The sequence below is a fragment of the Halorussus sp. AFM4 genome (assembly GCF_051194995.1).
GTDB lineage: Archaea > Halobacteriota > Halobacteria > Halobacteriales > Haladaptataceae > Halorussus.
The window spans coordinates 464,621-479,990 of record NZ_JBNTJT010000005.1 but is presented as its reverse complement, the minus strand read 5'-3'; the positions used below and the strand labels follow the sequence as shown (position 1 = coordinate 479,990).

The 15,370-nt window shown below is 60.4% G+C and carries 15 protein-coding genes; 11 read left to right on the top strand and 4 right to left on the bottom strand.

Annotation, left to right across the window (positions count from 1 at the left end; translation table 11 throughout):
- Window positions 1–9: 9 nt before the first annotated feature.
- Complete coding sequence (locus tag ACQUQF_RS22410) at window positions 10–657, bottom strand: helix-turn-helix domain-containing protein (protein WP_435181472.1); 648 nt, start codon at window positions 655–657, stop codon at window positions 10–12.
- A 1,961-nt stretch (window positions 658–2,618) separates the two neighbouring features.
- Between ACQUQF_RS22410 and ACQUQF_RS22405 the strand changes: the two genes are divergently transcribed.
- The gene (locus tag ACQUQF_RS22405; RefSeq protein WP_435181470.1) at window positions 2,619–3,875 is read left to right on the top strand and encodes a hypothetical protein; all 1,257 of its coding nucleotides are present in this window, start codon (window positions 2,619–2,621) and stop codon (window positions 3,873–3,875) included.
- A 426-nt stretch (window positions 3,876–4,301) separates the two neighbouring features.
- Here ACQUQF_RS22405 and ACQUQF_RS22400 read toward each other — a convergent pair whose 3' ends face one another.
- Window positions 4,302–4,748, bottom strand: coding sequence for a type II toxin-antitoxin system VapC family toxin (locus ACQUQF_RS22400; RefSeq protein ID WP_435181468.1), 447 nt, complete (start codon window positions 4,746–4,748; stop codon window positions 4,302–4,304).
- Window positions 4,748–5,113: an ArsR family transcriptional regulator gene (locus ACQUQF_RS22395; RefSeq protein ID WP_435181466.1), complete on the bottom strand. Its 366-nt coding sequence runs from the start codon at window positions 5,111–5,113 to the stop codon at window positions 4,748–4,750. The genes ACQUQF_RS22400 and ACQUQF_RS22395 overlap by 1 nt, the downstream gene beginning before the upstream one ends.
- Before the next feature lie 1,082 nt (window positions 5,114–6,195).
- Between ACQUQF_RS22395 and ACQUQF_RS22390 the strand changes: the two genes are divergently transcribed.
- From ACQUQF_RS22390 to ACQUQF_RS22350, 9 genes are all read left to right on the top strand, one after another.
- Window positions 6,196–6,768 (top strand): hypothetical protein, encoded by a 573-nt coding sequence (locus ACQUQF_RS22390; RefSeq protein ID WP_435181465.1) that lies wholly within the window; start codon window positions 6,196–6,198, stop codon window positions 6,766–6,768.
- A gap of 231 nt (window positions 6,769–6,999) precedes the next feature.
- Window positions 7,000–7,404, top strand: a complete 405-nt coding sequence (locus ACQUQF_RS22385; RefSeq protein WP_435181463.1) for a hypothetical protein — start codon at window positions 7,000–7,002, stop codon at window positions 7,402–7,404.
- A gap of 222 nt (window positions 7,405–7,626) precedes the next feature.
- The gene (locus tag ACQUQF_RS22380) at window positions 7,627–8,112 is read left to right on the top strand and encodes a hypothetical protein (RefSeq protein ID WP_435181461.1); all 486 of its coding nucleotides are present in this window, start codon (window positions 7,627–7,629) and stop codon (window positions 8,110–8,112) included.
- A 158-nt stretch (window positions 8,113–8,270) separates the two neighbouring features.
- Window positions 8,271–8,534, top strand: coding sequence for a type II toxin-antitoxin system HicB family antitoxin (locus ACQUQF_RS22375; RefSeq protein WP_435181459.1), 264 nt, complete (start codon window positions 8,271–8,273; stop codon window positions 8,532–8,534).
- A 9-nt stretch (window positions 8,535–8,543) separates the two neighbouring features.
- The gene (locus tag ACQUQF_RS22370) at window positions 8,544–8,792 is read left to right on the top strand and encodes a type II toxin-antitoxin system HicA family toxin (RefSeq protein WP_435181457.1); all 249 of its coding nucleotides are present in this window, start codon (window positions 8,544–8,546) and stop codon (window positions 8,790–8,792) included.
- Window positions 8,793–9,818: 1,026 nt separating this feature from the next.
- The gene (locus ACQUQF_RS22365; protein ID WP_435181455.1) at window positions 9,819–10,763 is read left to right on the top strand and encodes a replication factor A; all 945 of its coding nucleotides are present in this window, start codon (window positions 9,819–9,821) and stop codon (window positions 10,761–10,763) included.
- Complete coding sequence (locus tag ACQUQF_RS22360; RefSeq protein ID WP_435181454.1) at window positions 10,760–11,419, top strand: RPA family protein; 660 nt, start codon at window positions 10,760–10,762, stop codon at window positions 11,417–11,419. The genes ACQUQF_RS22365 and ACQUQF_RS22360 overlap by 4 nt, the downstream gene beginning before the upstream one ends.
- A 74-nt stretch (window positions 11,420–11,493) precedes the next feature.
- A complete protein-coding gene (locus ACQUQF_RS22355; protein ID WP_435181452.1) occupies window positions 11,494–11,949 on the top strand; it encodes a hypothetical protein in 456 nt (151 codons plus the stop codon).
- 632 nt (window positions 11,950–12,581) lie between these two features.
- Window positions 12,582–13,145, top strand: coding sequence for a magnesium transporter (locus ACQUQF_RS22350; protein WP_435181450.1), 564 nt, complete (start codon window positions 12,582–12,584; stop codon window positions 13,143–13,145).
- 13 nt (window positions 13,146–13,158) lie between these two features.
- Here ACQUQF_RS22350 and ACQUQF_RS22345 read toward each other — a convergent pair whose 3' ends face one another.
- A complete protein-coding gene (locus ACQUQF_RS22345) occupies window positions 13,159–13,728 on the bottom strand; it encodes a magnesium transporter (protein ID WP_435181448.1) in 570 nt (189 codons plus the stop codon).
- Between the two features lie 203 nt (window positions 13,729–13,931).
- Between ACQUQF_RS22345 and ACQUQF_RS22340 the strand changes: the two genes are divergently transcribed.
- A complete protein-coding gene (locus ACQUQF_RS22340) occupies window positions 13,932–14,759 on the top strand; it encodes a DUF2391 family protein (RefSeq protein ID WP_435181447.1) in 828 nt (275 codons plus the stop codon).
- Window positions 14,760–15,370 lie beyond the last annotated feature (611 nt).

The window sequence follows — 15,370 nt, the reverse complement described above, 5'->3', positions numbered from 1 at the left end:
TTAGATTCACTATCGGTGGACTAACGTCTCCTTGATGAGGTTCTTGTATCCCCGCCGAAGGCGGTCAGTAAACGATTGGCGTGCAATACCGAGTTCTTCAGATAGCGCCGCGAGATTCGTCTCTGGGGGCGATTCATAATACCCGTTGTTGTACGCGACCAGTAAGGCTTCACGTTGTTCTGGGGTAAGACTGTACTGTCCCCCTCCGTTTTTGTGCTCCCCAACAGAGTGCAGGCGACTTAGCTCAATTCCAATATCGTGTTCCGCACAGTACTGTTGGAACGCCGCAATCTTGTCCGTGTCCTCAGCTCGGAACTCGAAGACCCATTCCTCCTGCGTGCCCGTCGCAGACAACAACGTGAGCTCTGTCTCAACGATACCGGTAAGAACTCTCTCCACGTCCGGATTCCAGTCGGCACGAAACAACCCTTGCATTCCGAGATCATCGACTAAGGTAATCGATGTGAGCGCGCCTTGTGCCTCCAGGGTTTCCTGTACTTGTTCAACAGGCACATTTCGCACCCAGAAATATGGAAGAATCGCGTGGTTCGTAGGAACAACCCGTTCGATTTCGATGATTACGTCCGGGAGGGTTTCAAAGAGGTGTCCCAAGGGGAACTCGTCGGCAGGAACAGCAAACTCGGCGATTGTGGCCATGAGGACTGAAGGAATGCTACTTAAATAACGATGACGCCCAACTGGCAGAGGGAGTGAATTTGACCAGCAGGTACGAAGTCCAGTCTTGGTTTACCCAAACTCTGGATGGAAATAGACTGCCAGCACGTTACAATGGAGTACTATCGTCGCGAGTTTCTGAGTTCTTGCAAGATTTACACCACAGACTTACCGAACCCGCGCCCTCAGTTTCATAAATCAGTCTCCATAAGGTATAACGTGCTATCAACTAATAAACAGCTTCTAGTTCGTCGAGGATCTACTCGAGTAATTCTGTCCTCGAAGATAGCACTATTAGCGGAGGTAGGGACGACTTCGAAAGCCCTCACCGGGCTCGCGGTCGCTCAGCGGGATATTCGCGCCTCTCCGCACTGACCGGCGCGAATAGGGCCACGCTGATGCGACCACGCAGTGCGCGAGCCCGTCTCGCCCTTTCATCCACCAGGCCGCCAGCTGGCTGGCCCTCGCGATCTCGCGGACAGTCGGATGAACGCCGGCGTGGGTCACTGGGCCGAGCGGGGCCCACGTCACCGCGACGAACGCCTCGGGGTGGACCACCAGGCCGTGCGCTCGGATTGGTCACGCGCCGGCGCGCGAGTACCGTCGACGCAACTGGTCGACTGTCGGCCGTGCACTCGGACCGCCGTGTACAGTTGGCGTGGAGACAACGGTGGGTCATCTCGATTAAGCTTTCGCTAGGAAAGGTCCGGTCGATTCGCGCGCGACCGCCCGCTACACTCCGTCACACGGTTTCCCTGGGCCGGGAGGAACCTTCTAAATAAGGGGGTTCACCGCTGGCTTGCTTACGCCCCTGCGACGCCCCACGATTCGGCCGACCGAGAGCCGTGCTCGCTACACTGCGCCGGCTCTCGGTTGGCCGAATCGGACGTCGCAGCGCCGACGCGGCGGAGGTCTGGCGACCTCTTCACCCCCTTATTAGACACTCCTCCAGTCGGCCCGAGGGACCGTGTGACTCCGTGTCGCTCGCGCGCGAACGCCTTACCCGTCTCCGACCGACACCGCACCGCACCCTCGTTTGCCTCGCGCCTCTCCGCACCGCCCGGCGCGAGTTGGCCGCTTCACTTCTCCACTTACTTACGACGCTGGACCGGATCACGATTCGGCCGACCGAGAGCCGTGCTCGCTTCGCTGCGCCGGCTCACGCTGGCCGAATCGACCGGTCCACCGCCGACGTTGCGGTCGCCGACCCGGCGGTCGGGGAGTGGGGGCCAAGCCCCCCGACTCTCCGCGACCGACCACAGTTCTCACTTACGACGCTGAGACGGACCGCGATCTCGGGCCGCTCGCGACACCACCGCCGTCGCGAGCGACCCGACATCGGCCGTCTCACCGCCGACGCTCCGCTCCTGAACAATTTTTGCAGACCTTAACCCCCCCCGGTACGAGTTTGCCCACTGAAACGGCCCACGATTTCTCTTGCTCGCTGCGCTCTCTGCGGAAATCGGCCGTTTCAGGGTTGCCCTCGAACCACCGGACTGCGCGCTTGTTATCGCGCGCAGTCCGGTCTTACGACCCTGAGCCGGCCCGCGATCTCGACCGACCCTACCCGCTCGTCGTCCCTCCTCGCGGGTCCCTTCCATCGAAATCGGCCGGCTCAGCGCCGACGACGGAGGGATTAAGGTCTGCCAGTCGTGCGAGTCTTGCTTACGGCCCTGAAACGGATCATGATTCGGCTGAGCTCGCTGCGCTCGCTTGCCGAATCGACCGTTTCAGGCCCGACGCGGGCGATTCTGGCTCCCTAAAAATCATAGAACGGCAGTGACCCCCAGCGGGGGTGAGCGCGAGCCCCCGAGGGTGGTCGAAGAAGCGTTGCGGTGATTTTCTTGCCCCCAGTCGGGGGTAGCGGGGCTACAAAGAAGTAGCTCCAGTCGATGCGGAAAGCGGGCGCGGTGATGACGCGCCCACAAAGGAGCTGAACTCCAATGAAAGGTAACAACGACAGCGGTAAGAAGGTTTCGCACAGTAACAGTGACCACATCGCGGCGACGGAGACGGGCGCCCAGGCGCGGCGCGAAGAGCAGGACATCAACGGGCTCTACCAGACGCCCGACCTAGAGCGGACGCCGGTTGCGTCCCAAATCGACAACGCGGGTGCGCTGATTCTCGAGACGACCCGGACCGAGCAGGGCGACGAGATGAACGCCTACTGGAAGACGGCGGCGGCGGTCAGTGACGAGATGCGCGAGATTCCGGGCCCGGACGAGGACGTCTACGAGGGCAAGACGCTCGCGACCGAGGAGCGGATGCGGGGCGAGCAGAAGGAGCGCGAGCGGCAGCGCGAGAAGGCGATTGCGGCGGCCGAGGCGGGCATCGACCGGGCGGCTCGGTGCCGGAACGAGGTCGAGGCAGATGCGGCGGTCGCTCACGCGGACTTCGAGGCGCGGGCGGCGTCGGCGGGCCAGGGCGCGGACCCCGCGGAACCGGACGTGCGCGAGCGCCTCGATGCGGAGGACCTGGCGGCGGTGAACGCGCAGGCGCGGAAACTCGAGCAGAAGGTGGCGAACGCGCCCAAGCGGTCGGCGATTAGCCGGATGCTCGCAGAGAAGGTCGATGCGGGCAAGGGGATGATGGCGGCCGTCATCGAGACGAAGGAGGAGCTCCAGGAAGAGAGCGGATGCCCGCAGCCCATCGAGACGCTCGAGCCGTGGATGGCCGAGTACGAACTCAGCGTGACGGTTCAGGGCGAAGTGACGACGCTGTGGGAGCCGGCGTCGGTCAACCAGCAGCAGGTCGGTATCATCGAGGACGAGCACGGTGGCACCATCAAGCTCACCATCTGGGAGAACTCGATGCAGACGACGGTGCTGCACGAGGGCGACACGGTGCGGCTGACGGCGGCGAAGGTCGGCTGGTACAACGGGCGCCCGACGGTGGCAGCGGACAGCGAGACGAACATTCAGATTCTCGAACGCGGAGACGGGCCGGCGCCCATCCACGGTCTCCAGTACCAGGTCGAGTTCGACACGGACGGGGCGAGCGGGAGCATCGACGAAGAGGAGGACGAAGAGGTGACGCGGCTGCCGAACAAGCGCTACCGTCGCGTCTCCAAGGATGAGGACCTCGACGTCGTGATGGAGAAGGAGTTCTGGGTGAACACCAAGACGGTGTTCCCGGAGGTCAGTTGGATGAGCGAAGCGTGGAAGAACAGCGAGCGCGTCGAGCGGCGGCCGGTCGAATAGCCGGCACGGGCCCTCTTTTTTGGTGTGTAGCGCCGCCCTTGGGCACCTCCTCCCGCCCACCTCCACGTTCCGGACTGCTCGCTGTGCTGCGCGGTCGGGCTTTCGCCACCGCACCGCTCCGCGTCAGCTGACGGCCCCTGAATACGCTGGGAGGCTAAGACAGCTATGGCGCGGATAGTTTCTAACCCCGCCCGGCAGTGGGGCGATTTGACCCTCGTCCTAGGGAGAAGAACCGATGCACCAAGTCCTGCTTCCGAAGAATCGAACTGCGCCGTACCGTGCGATTGTGAACGCGCCCCGAGGCTGGGTCGACCGTCGAGGGATGGAGATTCCTCGGTTGAGACGATTCTGGTGAAAATGATACAGTAACGAAAACCTGTGTGGATGACAACCGCCCTTCGGAAGGTCGAAAATTATTGAATCGGCTTATGGTTCCTCTATGTCCTCGGGGACAAGCGTGAATCCGAGCGTCCGAAAATCGCCATCGAACGCAAACACGTGGTCGATGTCCCGACTCTCTGCGAGGACACTATTTGTGTGGTCAACGAATGAAATCTGTTGGTCGTCATACTGGACAAACTCGTCGCACGCGGCAGTGAACGCTGGTTTGTCCACGGGGAGGATGTTGAAGCTCTCTGAGTACCGAATCTTGTTGAGTGTCTCCACGGCTTCGGCGTGGCCGACTTTTCGCTGCATCAACGTGGCGAGCTCCGAGAGTACCGACCGACTCGTATAGAGCGGGCGATACGGGAGGTCACCCGCCTGAATTGCGTCGAACACTGCGCGGGCACGGTCGTGGTGTTCGGCACGTTCGTAGCCCCTCGCGAAAAACGCGCCTGTATCGATGAATAGCGGGCGTGCCGCCTGCGCCATTACGATTCAACCTCGCCGTAGAGGATGTCATCGATGTCGTCTTCGCCGAGAGGTTCATCCCCAGCGTGCGGCTCTGCGTTCCAGAATGGGTCGTCCGGATTGATGCTTCCGTCCGCATCACTTTCAGGAATCCACCATACACGGCCGCTCCCGACCTTCTTCGACCGGAGCTTCCCCTCATCGGTGAGGGAATCAAGTTTACGGAGCGCTGTTCGGCGTGACCAGCCAAGTTCATCTGCGACTTCGCCCGCGTCAAGCGGTTCAGAGGCGTCTGTTCGACCCTTGAAGACGTCCAAGACGGTCTGAGGGTCAAGGGCATCATCAAATTGTCCTTGATCGTTGCGTTCGCGGTCGGTGCCAGCCATATCTGATACCAGTGCGCGCAGGCTGAAAAATCCTTGGCCTTTACCTTGTCTTATACTCGACCTGGTTTTCCGGAAGCGTCCTGTGTCGGTGATAGAGACCTGTATCACCTTGGCAGTCATAGGTCAAAGTGTAGAAAGACGGGCCCCTCGGAGCGTCACGATGCGCAAAGGAATGCCCCATCGTGCTGGAATACGGCGGAACCGGGTTTCACGGAAGGAGAGCAAGCCCATGTCAACGACTACAACGCGTGCACTTGATTCGCACGCAAGCGACGGTCTCGACCTCGGCGGTGTGGCCACGCCCCGCGCCACGTAGGAGGCCATTCCCGTCGCTGGCTGACGAGCGGCCCGTCAACGTGCGCAACGAGAGCAAGGCCGAGCCGTCGGTCTACACCGTGATCGTTGGGGACGGCGTTCCCGCCGTGCTGCGCCGGCGTACGACCGCGCACCCACGCACCCATCTTGACGCGATTCGGCCTGTTCGGTTACCGGGACATGACACACTCCGTTTTTCGCCGCGTGAGGGGTATAGGGTTGGGACATCGAGACCACCGTTCCCCCCAACGCCGTCGTTTGAAAAGACAGCGGAAACGAGGGATTGGCGTGGCCGTCGTGAACGTATTAGTCTCGTGAGGCCACGGACGCTGAGCGAGTCAGGCGACCGCCGACCCAACTCCACTCGGACTGACGAGGGACAGGCCAACGACCAAGCCATCCACTGATATCGGTTACCAGTATCTGATTTCGTTACCGACGGTCCACGTAAGACACTACCCAGCGTGAGGAAGACCACTGAATGCACCGCCGAGTTTTATTACCCCCAGTCGGGGTGAGGGGGCGTGAAGCAGAGACGTCCCAGAAGGAGAGACAGATGAGTCAAACTCCAGACGACATCGCAGACAGCGTCACGGCGCAGCTCCAGCAGCAGCGTCGTGAGGCGGACGCGGCGCGCTCCGATGCAGGGTCGGAATCGTCGCAGGCGTAAAGAAGCGAAAAGCAACCGCAGTTTTGTTACCCCCGAGAGGGGGTGGAGGGGTCGCGTTGAAGACAGCGTGACCCAGAAACCAAATTCGGAGACTAACATGAGTGACAGCACTGAAGTTCTGGTCGAGATGTTCGGACACTACAAGAACGAAGAGACGCGGATGACCACCGAGGACGGCGAGACCATCCCCCTGAAGGAAATCGCACGGGCGATGTTCCAGAAGGCGGGCGTCGGCCTCGAGACCATCGACGTCATCCACACGGGGATGGACGCGGAGGTCACCGAGGCGCTGGAGGAGCTGGCGGAGGAGAGCGAGTTCGACGTCGAGGTGGAGGTGTTCTACCCGAACGTGAAGGACTGGATCGCGAACTCGGACGACCTCACCGAAGACGATTACGGGAAGGCATGGGGCGAGGCGTTCTCGTGGCGGAACCGGTGCCTGATGCTCGAGAGCAAGGAGAAGTACGACGACGCGGACTTCACCATCGTCGGGATGGACTCGTCGCGGTCGGGCGAGGGACTCACGCGCGATGCTCGGAAGTACGGCAACGTCGTCATCCAGGCTCCCCTCAAGGAGTACGTTGACTGGGACGCCGTGTTCGACGACGAGGAGGAAGAGTCGGGCAGCAAGAGCGAGGCAGCGAGCGCGGACGCGGCGACGGCGGATTGATCGGGCCCACCCAGGGCCTTTTTTATTTGACACAGTCCACCAGCCCCGCCCACCTCCACGTTCCGGGCGGCTCAGGAGCCGCCGGGCTTTCGCCACCGCACCCGCTCGGGTGTGCCGGACCGCCCTAGACGGCGGACGGTCCCTAGCAGTTGGTCGAGCCGCCGTGACCACCTCCGAGATTAGATACGGCGGAGGGTGATTTGTTTTCCCCACTGGGAGTGAGGGATTCAGATGAGTGTCATCGCGCCAGCAGTCGACCACGACAGCAGCTATCAAGCCTACGCGAGCGTGCCGAGCCACGACTGGATCGAGGGCGTTAGCCACCAGTTCATCGAACTGGCTCAGGACAACCGCCATCTGGAGGTGCTCGTCCTGTACAACTACGGGCCCCACGAGGAGTCGACGCCTGGATTCCAGCTCCGGACGAACAAGGTCGACCGTGGCGGCGTTTCGGTCCCCGGCCAGGGTGGTCGCAGCGTCGAAACGAAGGTGCTGTCGGGGTTCAGTGGGCTGATGGAGCCTGACGCTGAGGCGTTCGTCGACCAGATGGTCGAACAGGTCTGCGTGTCGCGCTGGCGGCTCCGCGAGGTCATCGAGGACGTCAAGGAGTTCTCACCGGAGTCAGGGAAATCGTAAGAAAGGCCAGCGTCCTTATACCGCGAAGAAAACGACTTGATAATATGTGTGAGTACAATAGTAATTGTGGCCTCAAGCCGGTCATCATCAACTCGATCGGGCCAGAAACAGGCCGGGTCTCATGCTGCGGAGCAGTCTGCCCGGCCCCCATCAGCGCGTAGAACAGCAGCGACCAAGCGAGACGACGTTTTTCGACCTCTCCAGAAGTGGGAGGTATCAATCATGATTGATTGGAAGTACAATCAGGCGATGGTGCCGAACAGCGATGCAATTTACAGCGACGAAGCAGAGCAGCTTGTCGAAGAGATTGACCGGGGGATGTCCGAGATCAAGACTGAGCCGTTCGCCGTGCTCACCATTACTCGGACTGCCGACGCGCTGCCGGACAGCTTCATCCTGGCGTCGAGCGACACACGCGGGCACTTCCGGTTCGTCCGGACGCGCGGTTCGCTCGAGGACATCCGAGTGCCGAACGAGCAGCCCCGGCGCGAGGTCCTCCAAAAAATCATCGACGAGTACTCGCGAGCACTCGGCGAGTTCGACGTCGAGATCGTCGACCGGAGCGCATTCGAGAACGTCCATCAGGTGTTCGAGAATACCCAGGTCGCGGAGTACCGGCGGAAACTCGCGCTGTCGAAGCGCCATTCGACACCAGACTTCATCCACACGTCGGACAGCTGGACGACGGCACCAACTGGACGAGCGTAGCGACGGGGTAGGAGACAACGTTGAGGAGAGATTTTTTGGCCTCCACCGTGAGTGAGGAGGCTGCTGTCGGTGGGCGGCGAGCAGTCCCGTACGACAATCCAACAGTGAATTTTGACCGGCCAAACCCTTATCAGCACGTTCAACATAGACGACAGTAGATGGCGAGCACACCACGCGATGACCGCAATGGGACGGACGGCGTCCGGTTCGTCCACGAGGACGACGGCTCGATTACCGCGGTCGACGAGGAGACCGGCATCGCCTCCTACGGCGACTCGAAGGCCGAGGCCCTCCGCATGCTCGCCGAGGCCATCGAACTCCACGAGGGTAGTGGCGAATCCGTCACCGACGAAGACCTTGAGGAGTTCGGCCTTGACCCCGACGACGTCGGCGATGAGGAACTCCCGGAGTTCATGCAGTAGCTCGCTGCGATGGTCCGCACTTCTTTCTCGGGACGCGACGTCGCCAGCGTCCTCATTGACCATGGCTTCGTCCCGATGGACCGGACGGGGAGCCACCTCAAACTCAGGTGGGAGAGCTCCGACACTGATGAGGTTCGAGTCGTGACGGTCCCGATGAAGTCGACGAACATTCCAATTGGGACGCTGCAGTCGATTGCCGAACAGTCCGGAGCCGAGGATTTCCACGCATGGTGCGAGTGGATTGACGAGAATCGGTGATCGACACGACCACACATTAACATCTTTACGGGGCTTCAGCCGCAGGAGGTTGTCAAGAGCGACCAATGGGCCTGTCTGCTCAAGTTCACTTGGCCGGTTGTGTCTTCTATAACCTCTCCCTCCCCAGCCTCCTGCGGTCCTCGCGCCAAGGGACTGGCGCTGCGGTCCTCGTCCCTCGCGCGAAGCGCGCGCCGGGTTCCACAACCGGCTGGCCACTCGCCATCCTGCAACACCGTCGACGGAGAGAAATCCCGACCGTGGCGAGCCAGGGCCACTTCGCCCGGTATTTCTCTCCCCCGTTTGGGTGAAGGGTTCTCCTCTTCTAAGCACTCGAAAATAGCCAAGCTCCGCATTCACCAATCCAATCACTGTCAGGCACTGGGGCGTTCTCCGGTTCATCTCTCTTCGCCTGCGCGACAGTCTCTGATCTCCACGAGCGGATGCTGGCTGGATCGCGTCGAGGTTGGAGGATTCCCTCGTGACGCATCGACTCATCGCCCTACCGTTGTCGCTCGGGACTGTTGTTCTGGGCTGCGGCGCGGGCCGCCGGCCCGCCCGCCGAGGGGCCGCCCACCCGCCACCCTGCCCCTCGATTATCTCTACCTTCGCAGAAGTGTTACCGTACCACAAACTACCACATACCATGGCGCGAAACTACGGCAACATTCCCTCCAACGAACTACGACCCCTATTTGGGAGCGCGCCACCAGCCGAAAGACGACCGGGGGAATGGGAGCGCCACCGCACCGCGACCGCAACAGCACCGCGACCGCACAGCTCGGCCGGGGGATCGAGGTGTCGACCAACCAGGCGGGGAGCCACCCTCGACTTCTGCGGTGCGTGCGCTCGGTTGGCTTCCCCGCTGCGGAGCGGACACACCGTCCTCCCACCCGCCGCCCCTCGACTCCACCCCCTTCGACGGTCAACCCCGCGATAAATTCTAAACAAATTCAAAGTTGTTAATCGCTGCTGGTTGTTTATTTCCCCCTTCGGAGGTGAAGGGGTCATTCCCGGAGGTTCAACAACATGCCTGATTTGACAAGCAAGGCCGAAGAAGTCCAGCAGAAGCTCGCTGACCAAGCAGATATCGACGCCGAAGTCGACGGTATCGAAGTAGCCCTCGAGAAGCTCACGGTCGAGTACCGGGTTCCGGTCGACGAGGCCGCCCGGAGCGTCATCAACCGAGAACTGAAGGCCGCCGGCGTCGAGAGCGAGTCCTTCTACCAGGGCGACGTCGACCCGGTCGAGCTCGCGAGCATCGACACGGACGAGGAGTGGGTGGACGTCGTCGCAGAGGTCATCGACCTCTGGGAGCCCCGCAGCGACAGTATCAGCCAGGTCGGCCTGCTCGGTGACGAGTCGGGCACGCTCAAGTTCGTCTCCTGGGAGACGTCCGACCTGCCGGACCTCGAGGAAGGCGAGGGCTACCAGCTGGAGTCCGTCGTGACCGACGAGTACCAGGGCAACTACTCGGTGAAGCTCAACAGTGCGACCGATATCACCCACTGCGAGGACGCCGAGATCGACGTCGGCGACGGTGGAAGCGTGTTCGAGGGAGCGCTGGTCGACATCCAGAGCGGCAGCGGCCTCATCAAGCGGTGTCCCGAAGAGGACTGCACGCGAGTTCTGGAGAACAACCGGTGTTCGGAGCACGGCGAGGTCGACGGCGAGTTCGACCTCCGAATCAAGGCTGTCCTCGACAATGGCCAGATCACGCAGAAGGTCATCTTCAACGACGAAGCGACCGAGGCGGTGGGTGGCATGTCGAAGGAGGAAGCGATCGAACTCGCGATGGACAAGCTCGACACGACGGTCGTAGCCCAGCGGCTCCGCGAGAAGCTTCTCGGGCGGTACTTCGAGGTGACGGGCCCGGAGATGGGTCGATACCTTCTCGTCGACGAGTTCGACCAGCAGGCGGGTCCGGCGCAGAACGACCATGAATCGGTTCTCATCAAAGGGAGGTCCCTATGACTGACAACAATAGCGGACGGCCGAGTCGCACGGTTTCCCGGCGCGTGTTCGCCGGCGAGCTCAACGACAGCAGTCACACGTTCACGGAGTCGGACGACGAGCGAGCACCGAACTTCCTGCTGCTTCCGACGGGCGAACGGGCGAACCGTGTGTTCGTCGTCGGAACGCTGACCGAGACCGAGGACGTCGGCGATGGAAGTGAGTACTGGCAGGGTCGAGTGGTCGACCCGGCTGGCGACACGTTCTTCGTGTACGCGGGGCAGTATCAGGCCGATGCAGCGGCTACACTGCGAACGCTCGAGCCGCCGGCGTACGTCGCAGTTGTCGGGAAGACGAGGACGTACGAGAAGGACGACGGCGACATCAACGTCTCGCTCCGCCCGGAGTCAATTAGCGTCGTCGACGCAGGGATGCGAGACCGCTGGGTGGTCGAGACGGCGTCGGAGACGTTCAGCCGAATCTCGGCGTTCGAGGACAACGAGTCGAAGTACGCATCAATGGCCGAAGAGCACCATGGAAGCGACCTCAGCGAGTACCGCGAGGCAGCGATCGAAGCACTGGAAGCGATCGAGGACGGCGTCGGCGCTGCTGGTGACGCGGAGGCGGCCACAGAGCCGGACGCGGACGCCGGCCACGAGACCGACGCGACTGCCTGACTCCCTCGCTGCCCCGGTGTGGCAAGACCCTCTCGACAGAAACAATCTTGTGGTTAGAGTGAGACGCTAACGTTATGGTGAACACTGTAAAAAGGCCCAGCGAAGGGCTCGCCCTCCAAGTGACAGAACCTGCGCGGAAAGCCGGGCTCGTCGAGGAAAACAGCGAGGGGGAAACCACTCGTCGGGCGGACGTCCGGGTGTACTCGTTTGAGGGGCTCCTGATGGTCGTCGACCGCGAGAGGATGGACGAAGCTCACATCGTCGAGCTGCTGAAAGCGGCTGCCGGTGATACGAAGACCGCCCGGCAAGCAATAGACGCGACGATCCAGACAGCAGGGCATGGCTATCAGGTTCCACTGCCGCCAGCGCGCGATGCTGGGTTCCGGAAAGGCGATCCGGCACCCTGTCATCCCGCGCCGAATATGCTGGTGATATCGAAGAACTCGATGTGGAACGAAGAACACGGCGAGGACAAGCCCGGCCGTGTTGCGGCGAGTCTGCTCACCATCCGCCGCGACCAAGTAGAGTAGACAATCTTGTAGAATAACTCGGAACTGTCCCAGAGGAATTGATAAGTATGGAGTGCAAATTGACCATCCGAGAGAGTCAACAAGGCTAGATAACTACTTGTAAATTGGCGTATTGTCTGTCAAATCTTGACTCATCCACTACATATCGTCATGTTCAATGAGAAGCAGAAAGAGAACCCTCTGTATGCCGGATACCGCAGGAGCGGCCATCATGGTACTGTCTATTGTAGGTGCGTGGATATTCACGCTTACAGCACTAAGGGCATGGGATACGCTGGTTATTCAATTCTGGGCCGCAGTCGTCTTCCTCGTCGTTGCAGGAAGCCTCTGGTTTGAAACTACCCTCGACTCAGACTCACGATAACCAAGACTCATCAACCGGAACCACAAACCCAGCCACAGCCAGCGGTGTATTCCGACGGATATACAGTGCGTTACCAGCGTGAGAACCGCCGTAACTGTGCAAACCAGCCTTGTGCGATACGAAATGCATCGTGAAGACAACGCCATCATCAATCCAGAGTATACCGACGACAGCAGTGATGTGACAGCAAGGACGTAATCAAATAGGCAGAGTGAGTTCGCGATATCGGACAGATTATTTGGCTCGACACTGATTGTCAGCACACGTAATGACCTCGTGGAGCATCTGTGGCATCACTCGCGCTCTGCTCCCCCTCCTTCTCGCGCTCTCACTACTCGAAATCGTTGGCAGTGGTCTCGTCCTTGCGCAGTTCGAGGCCGCCCTCTTGCAGTATCCCTCGTTGCTCGTCCTAGTCCCAGTGATGATCGGCACCGCTGGCAATCTCGGCAGTATCCTCGCCGCCCGCACGTCGACCGCGTTTCACCTTGGGACATTATCGCTCAATGTATACGATGACCACCTCCGTGGGAACAGTCTTCTCACACTCGTCCTCGCGGTCAGTGTCTTTCCGCTCGTTGGTGCTGGTGGCTGGCTTCTGACGGGGATACTCGGCCAGACAACACTGAGTCCAGTGACCGTTATCACCATCGCCACTATCAGTGGGGTTCTCCTTGCTGTCCTTGCTATTATCGTCACGTTCGTCGCGACGTACGTCGCGTACCAGATGCAGCTTGACCCGGACGATATCGTCATCCCGGTCGTGACCAATGTCTGTGACGTCCTTGGCGTGTTAGTGTTGTTCATCGTTACACAACTGCTCGTGCCTGTCTGAACGAATCAGACGGTCATCTAACCACCAAGACGAGTTCGGTCGCAAGATACAGCGAAAGCATCCCAAAAATATCACCAGCGGTCGTGAGTGCAGGTCCGATGAGATTATCGGGATTAAACCCACGCTGGTAGCCGGTAAACACGACGACGAGGATCACACTCGTCAGGGCGACCGCTGAAAGGAGTCCGGCTATAAGCCCGATTGCGAGCAGCGTGACCAACGACGCGACCGGTTGCCCGAGCACGGTGAGGATGGTGTACGCGGCAGTGGCAGCAAACAATGTCGCAAGGAGCCCATTTAGGACGGCTGCACTCACGGCGGCAACAAGCCGGTTGTCACGGGCGATCCGGGGTTCGAGAATCCCTTGATGAAGGGCGCTCGAGAGTCGTGACCCGAGTGAGCCATACACACTGCCCCGGATGGCGAGGAAGGCAGGGACCATGACCAAGAGACCCTGCACTGCTTTGAGTTGGGCGTCCATGCCACCGAGGATCACGCCAGCGAGGAGGCCGCCAGCCGCACTCACGAGGATCGTCGGAAACGTACCCCGGTATCCCTCGGTAACGATCTGAGTGACACCCATCAGAGAGGCGTACGGAGAAGAAGGGAAAAAGGACTCCGATACGGTGGTCGAACGGAGGTACAGCCATCGGATTCCCCGTTGGAAAGAATATTTGGCGCAGTAACGGTCCAGTCTCCACGTATTGCGTATCCGTCTCAGGCAGTCAGTCAGTCAGTCTTCGTGGCCCAAACGAGTTTGCCCCAACAGGCCATTAATTGGCTTCTATGAACTCTACCGGTCTCGTTCACGCGTTGCGTGATTGGGGACGAGGAGTCATTGCCGGGTTCCTCGTGATTGCACTCACGTTCTTCTACACCATGGAGACGTGGTGGCTCGGCTGGACACTTCCACTTCATCACCTCCTCATCTACCTTCTCGGGGGCTTGCTCGTTGTCCTCCTCATCGCTCGAAACATCGGCTTCAAAGAAGAGCATCAACACTGGTCGACAATTCCCGGCCCTGATCTTGCAATCGAGTACATGGAACTGGTCGCGCAGGGGTTTGTCGCCTCCATCGGTCTCCTGTTCCTCCTCGGGATCATCGAATGGGGCGATTCACCGCTCGTTGTGGTACGACTTGCGATGCTCGAAGTCGTCCCGTTCGGCTTTGGTGCTGCACTCGCGAATCGCCTCTTCACCGAAGCCGACAAATCTGGCGAGAAAGAGGTGCAGTTCCCCAAAAACATCGCGATTTTCTCGCTTGGAGCGATCTTCCTCGCAGCGACAGTCTCACCGACGGCAGAGATGGAACTGATTGCCGCACACCTGACGTGGACGCGAGAGGCGATACTGGTTCTCGCCACGCTTGTTGTCGTCTACCTCGCTCTCTACGAATTGGGATTCAAAGGTCAGGGTGGCCGCGTCTATGCGAATCGGTGGTACGAAGTTGGAGCTGTGTTCCTCGTGTACGGAGTCAGCCTCGTGATTGCGTGGTTGCTTCTCTGGAGCTACGGCCATTTTGTTGAAGCGACGGTCGCGCTCATGATACAGGAGACAATCGTACTGTCATTCCCAGGCGCAGTGAGCGGGGCTGGCGCACAGGTGGTCCTCTAATAATGAGCGATTCTGACTCGTCTCCGTCCTCGGATTCATCCGGTGGGGACACGTCGAAGACGAAAGGGGACACGCCCGCCGCAGATCAATCGCCCGGACTGGTCCAGAAAGTCTTGATGGTCGCTGGCGGGGTCCTCACGATGCTAGTACTCGTGTACCTCGGGTGGCAACTGATGACGGTGCAACCAGCAACGCCACCACGAGCGACCGTGGTCGAGACAGACCAGCTCTCCGACGGCCGTGTTGCCGTGACCGTCAAACTGCACGTCCCCGAAGACACAGGTCTCATCACAGCGACAGTGTCGTCAAATTGTACGTCACCTCCAGCCACAACCATGTTTTCAAATCTGCCGGAGGATTCGACGTGGACCGGAACGTTACTTTGTCCGGCGAACACGACCAATCCAACCGTTTCAGTCAGTAGTTGGGTGGAGGCATAATCCATGCGGACCCGTTCAGATGGTGGTCACGAGGAGGGACAACAAACGGGTGACCACGGTGGGTCAGAGGACGGCGGGGGGACAGGGGTTGCCGGGATTGTCCTCGCGGGTGCGAGTGCTGTATTTACCATACTTGTTGTGGCGTACGTGGGCTGGCATCTCGTGATGGGA

Bases quoted from the DNA above. Each gene is read 5' to 3' on its own strand.
- ACQUQF_RS22410 (WP_435181472.1), bottom strand. From the start codon at position 657: ATGGCCACAATCGCCGAGTTTGCTGTTCCTGCCGACGAGTTCCCCTTG.
- ACQUQF_RS22405 (WP_435181470.1), top strand. From the start codon at position 2,619: ATGAAAGGTAACAACGACAGCGGTAAGAAGGTTTCGCACAGTAACAGT.
- ACQUQF_RS22400 (WP_435181468.1), bottom strand. From the start codon at position 4,748: ATGGCGCAGGCGGCACGCCCGCTATTCATCGATACAGGCGCGTTTTTC.
- ACQUQF_RS22395 (WP_435181466.1), bottom strand. From the start codon at position 5,113: ATGGCTGGCACCGACCGCGAACGCAACGATCAAGGACAATTTGATGAT.
- ACQUQF_RS22390 (WP_435181465.1), top strand. From the start codon at position 6,196: ATGAGTGACAGCACTGAAGTTCTGGTCGAGATGTTCGGACACTACAAG.
- ACQUQF_RS22385 (WP_435181463.1), top strand. From the start codon at position 7,000: ATGAGTGTCATCGCGCCAGCAGTCGACCACGACAGCAGCTATCAAGCC.
- ACQUQF_RS22380 (WP_435181461.1), top strand. From the start codon at position 7,627: ATGATTGATTGGAAGTACAATCAGGCGATGGTGCCGAACAGCGATGCA.
- ACQUQF_RS22375 (WP_435181459.1), top strand. From the start codon at position 8,271: ATGGCGAGCACACCACGCGATGACCGCAATGGGACGGACGGCGTCCGG.
- ACQUQF_RS22370 (WP_435181457.1), top strand. From the start codon at position 8,544: ATGGTCCGCACTTCTTTCTCGGGACGCGACGTCGCCAGCGTCCTCATT.
- ACQUQF_RS22365 (WP_435181455.1), top strand. From the start codon at position 9,819: ATGCCTGATTTGACAAGCAAGGCCGAAGAAGTCCAGCAGAAGCTCGCT.
- ACQUQF_RS22360 (WP_435181454.1), top strand. From the start codon at position 10,760: ATGACTGACAACAATAGCGGACGGCCGAGTCGCACGGTTTCCCGGCGC.
- ACQUQF_RS22355 (WP_435181452.1), top strand. From the start codon at position 11,494: ATGGTGAACACTGTAAAAAGGCCCAGCGAAGGGCTCGCCCTCCAAGTG.
- ACQUQF_RS22350 (WP_435181450.1), top strand. From the start codon at position 12,582: ATGACCTCGTGGAGCATCTGTGGCATCACTCGCGCTCTGCTCCCCCTC.
- ACQUQF_RS22345 (WP_435181448.1), bottom strand. From the start codon at position 13,728: ATGGGTGTCACTCAGATCGTTACCGAGGGATACCGGGGTACGTTTCCG.
- ACQUQF_RS22340 (WP_435181447.1), top strand. From the start codon at position 13,932: ATGAACTCTACCGGTCTCGTTCACGCGTTGCGTGATTGGGGACGAGGA.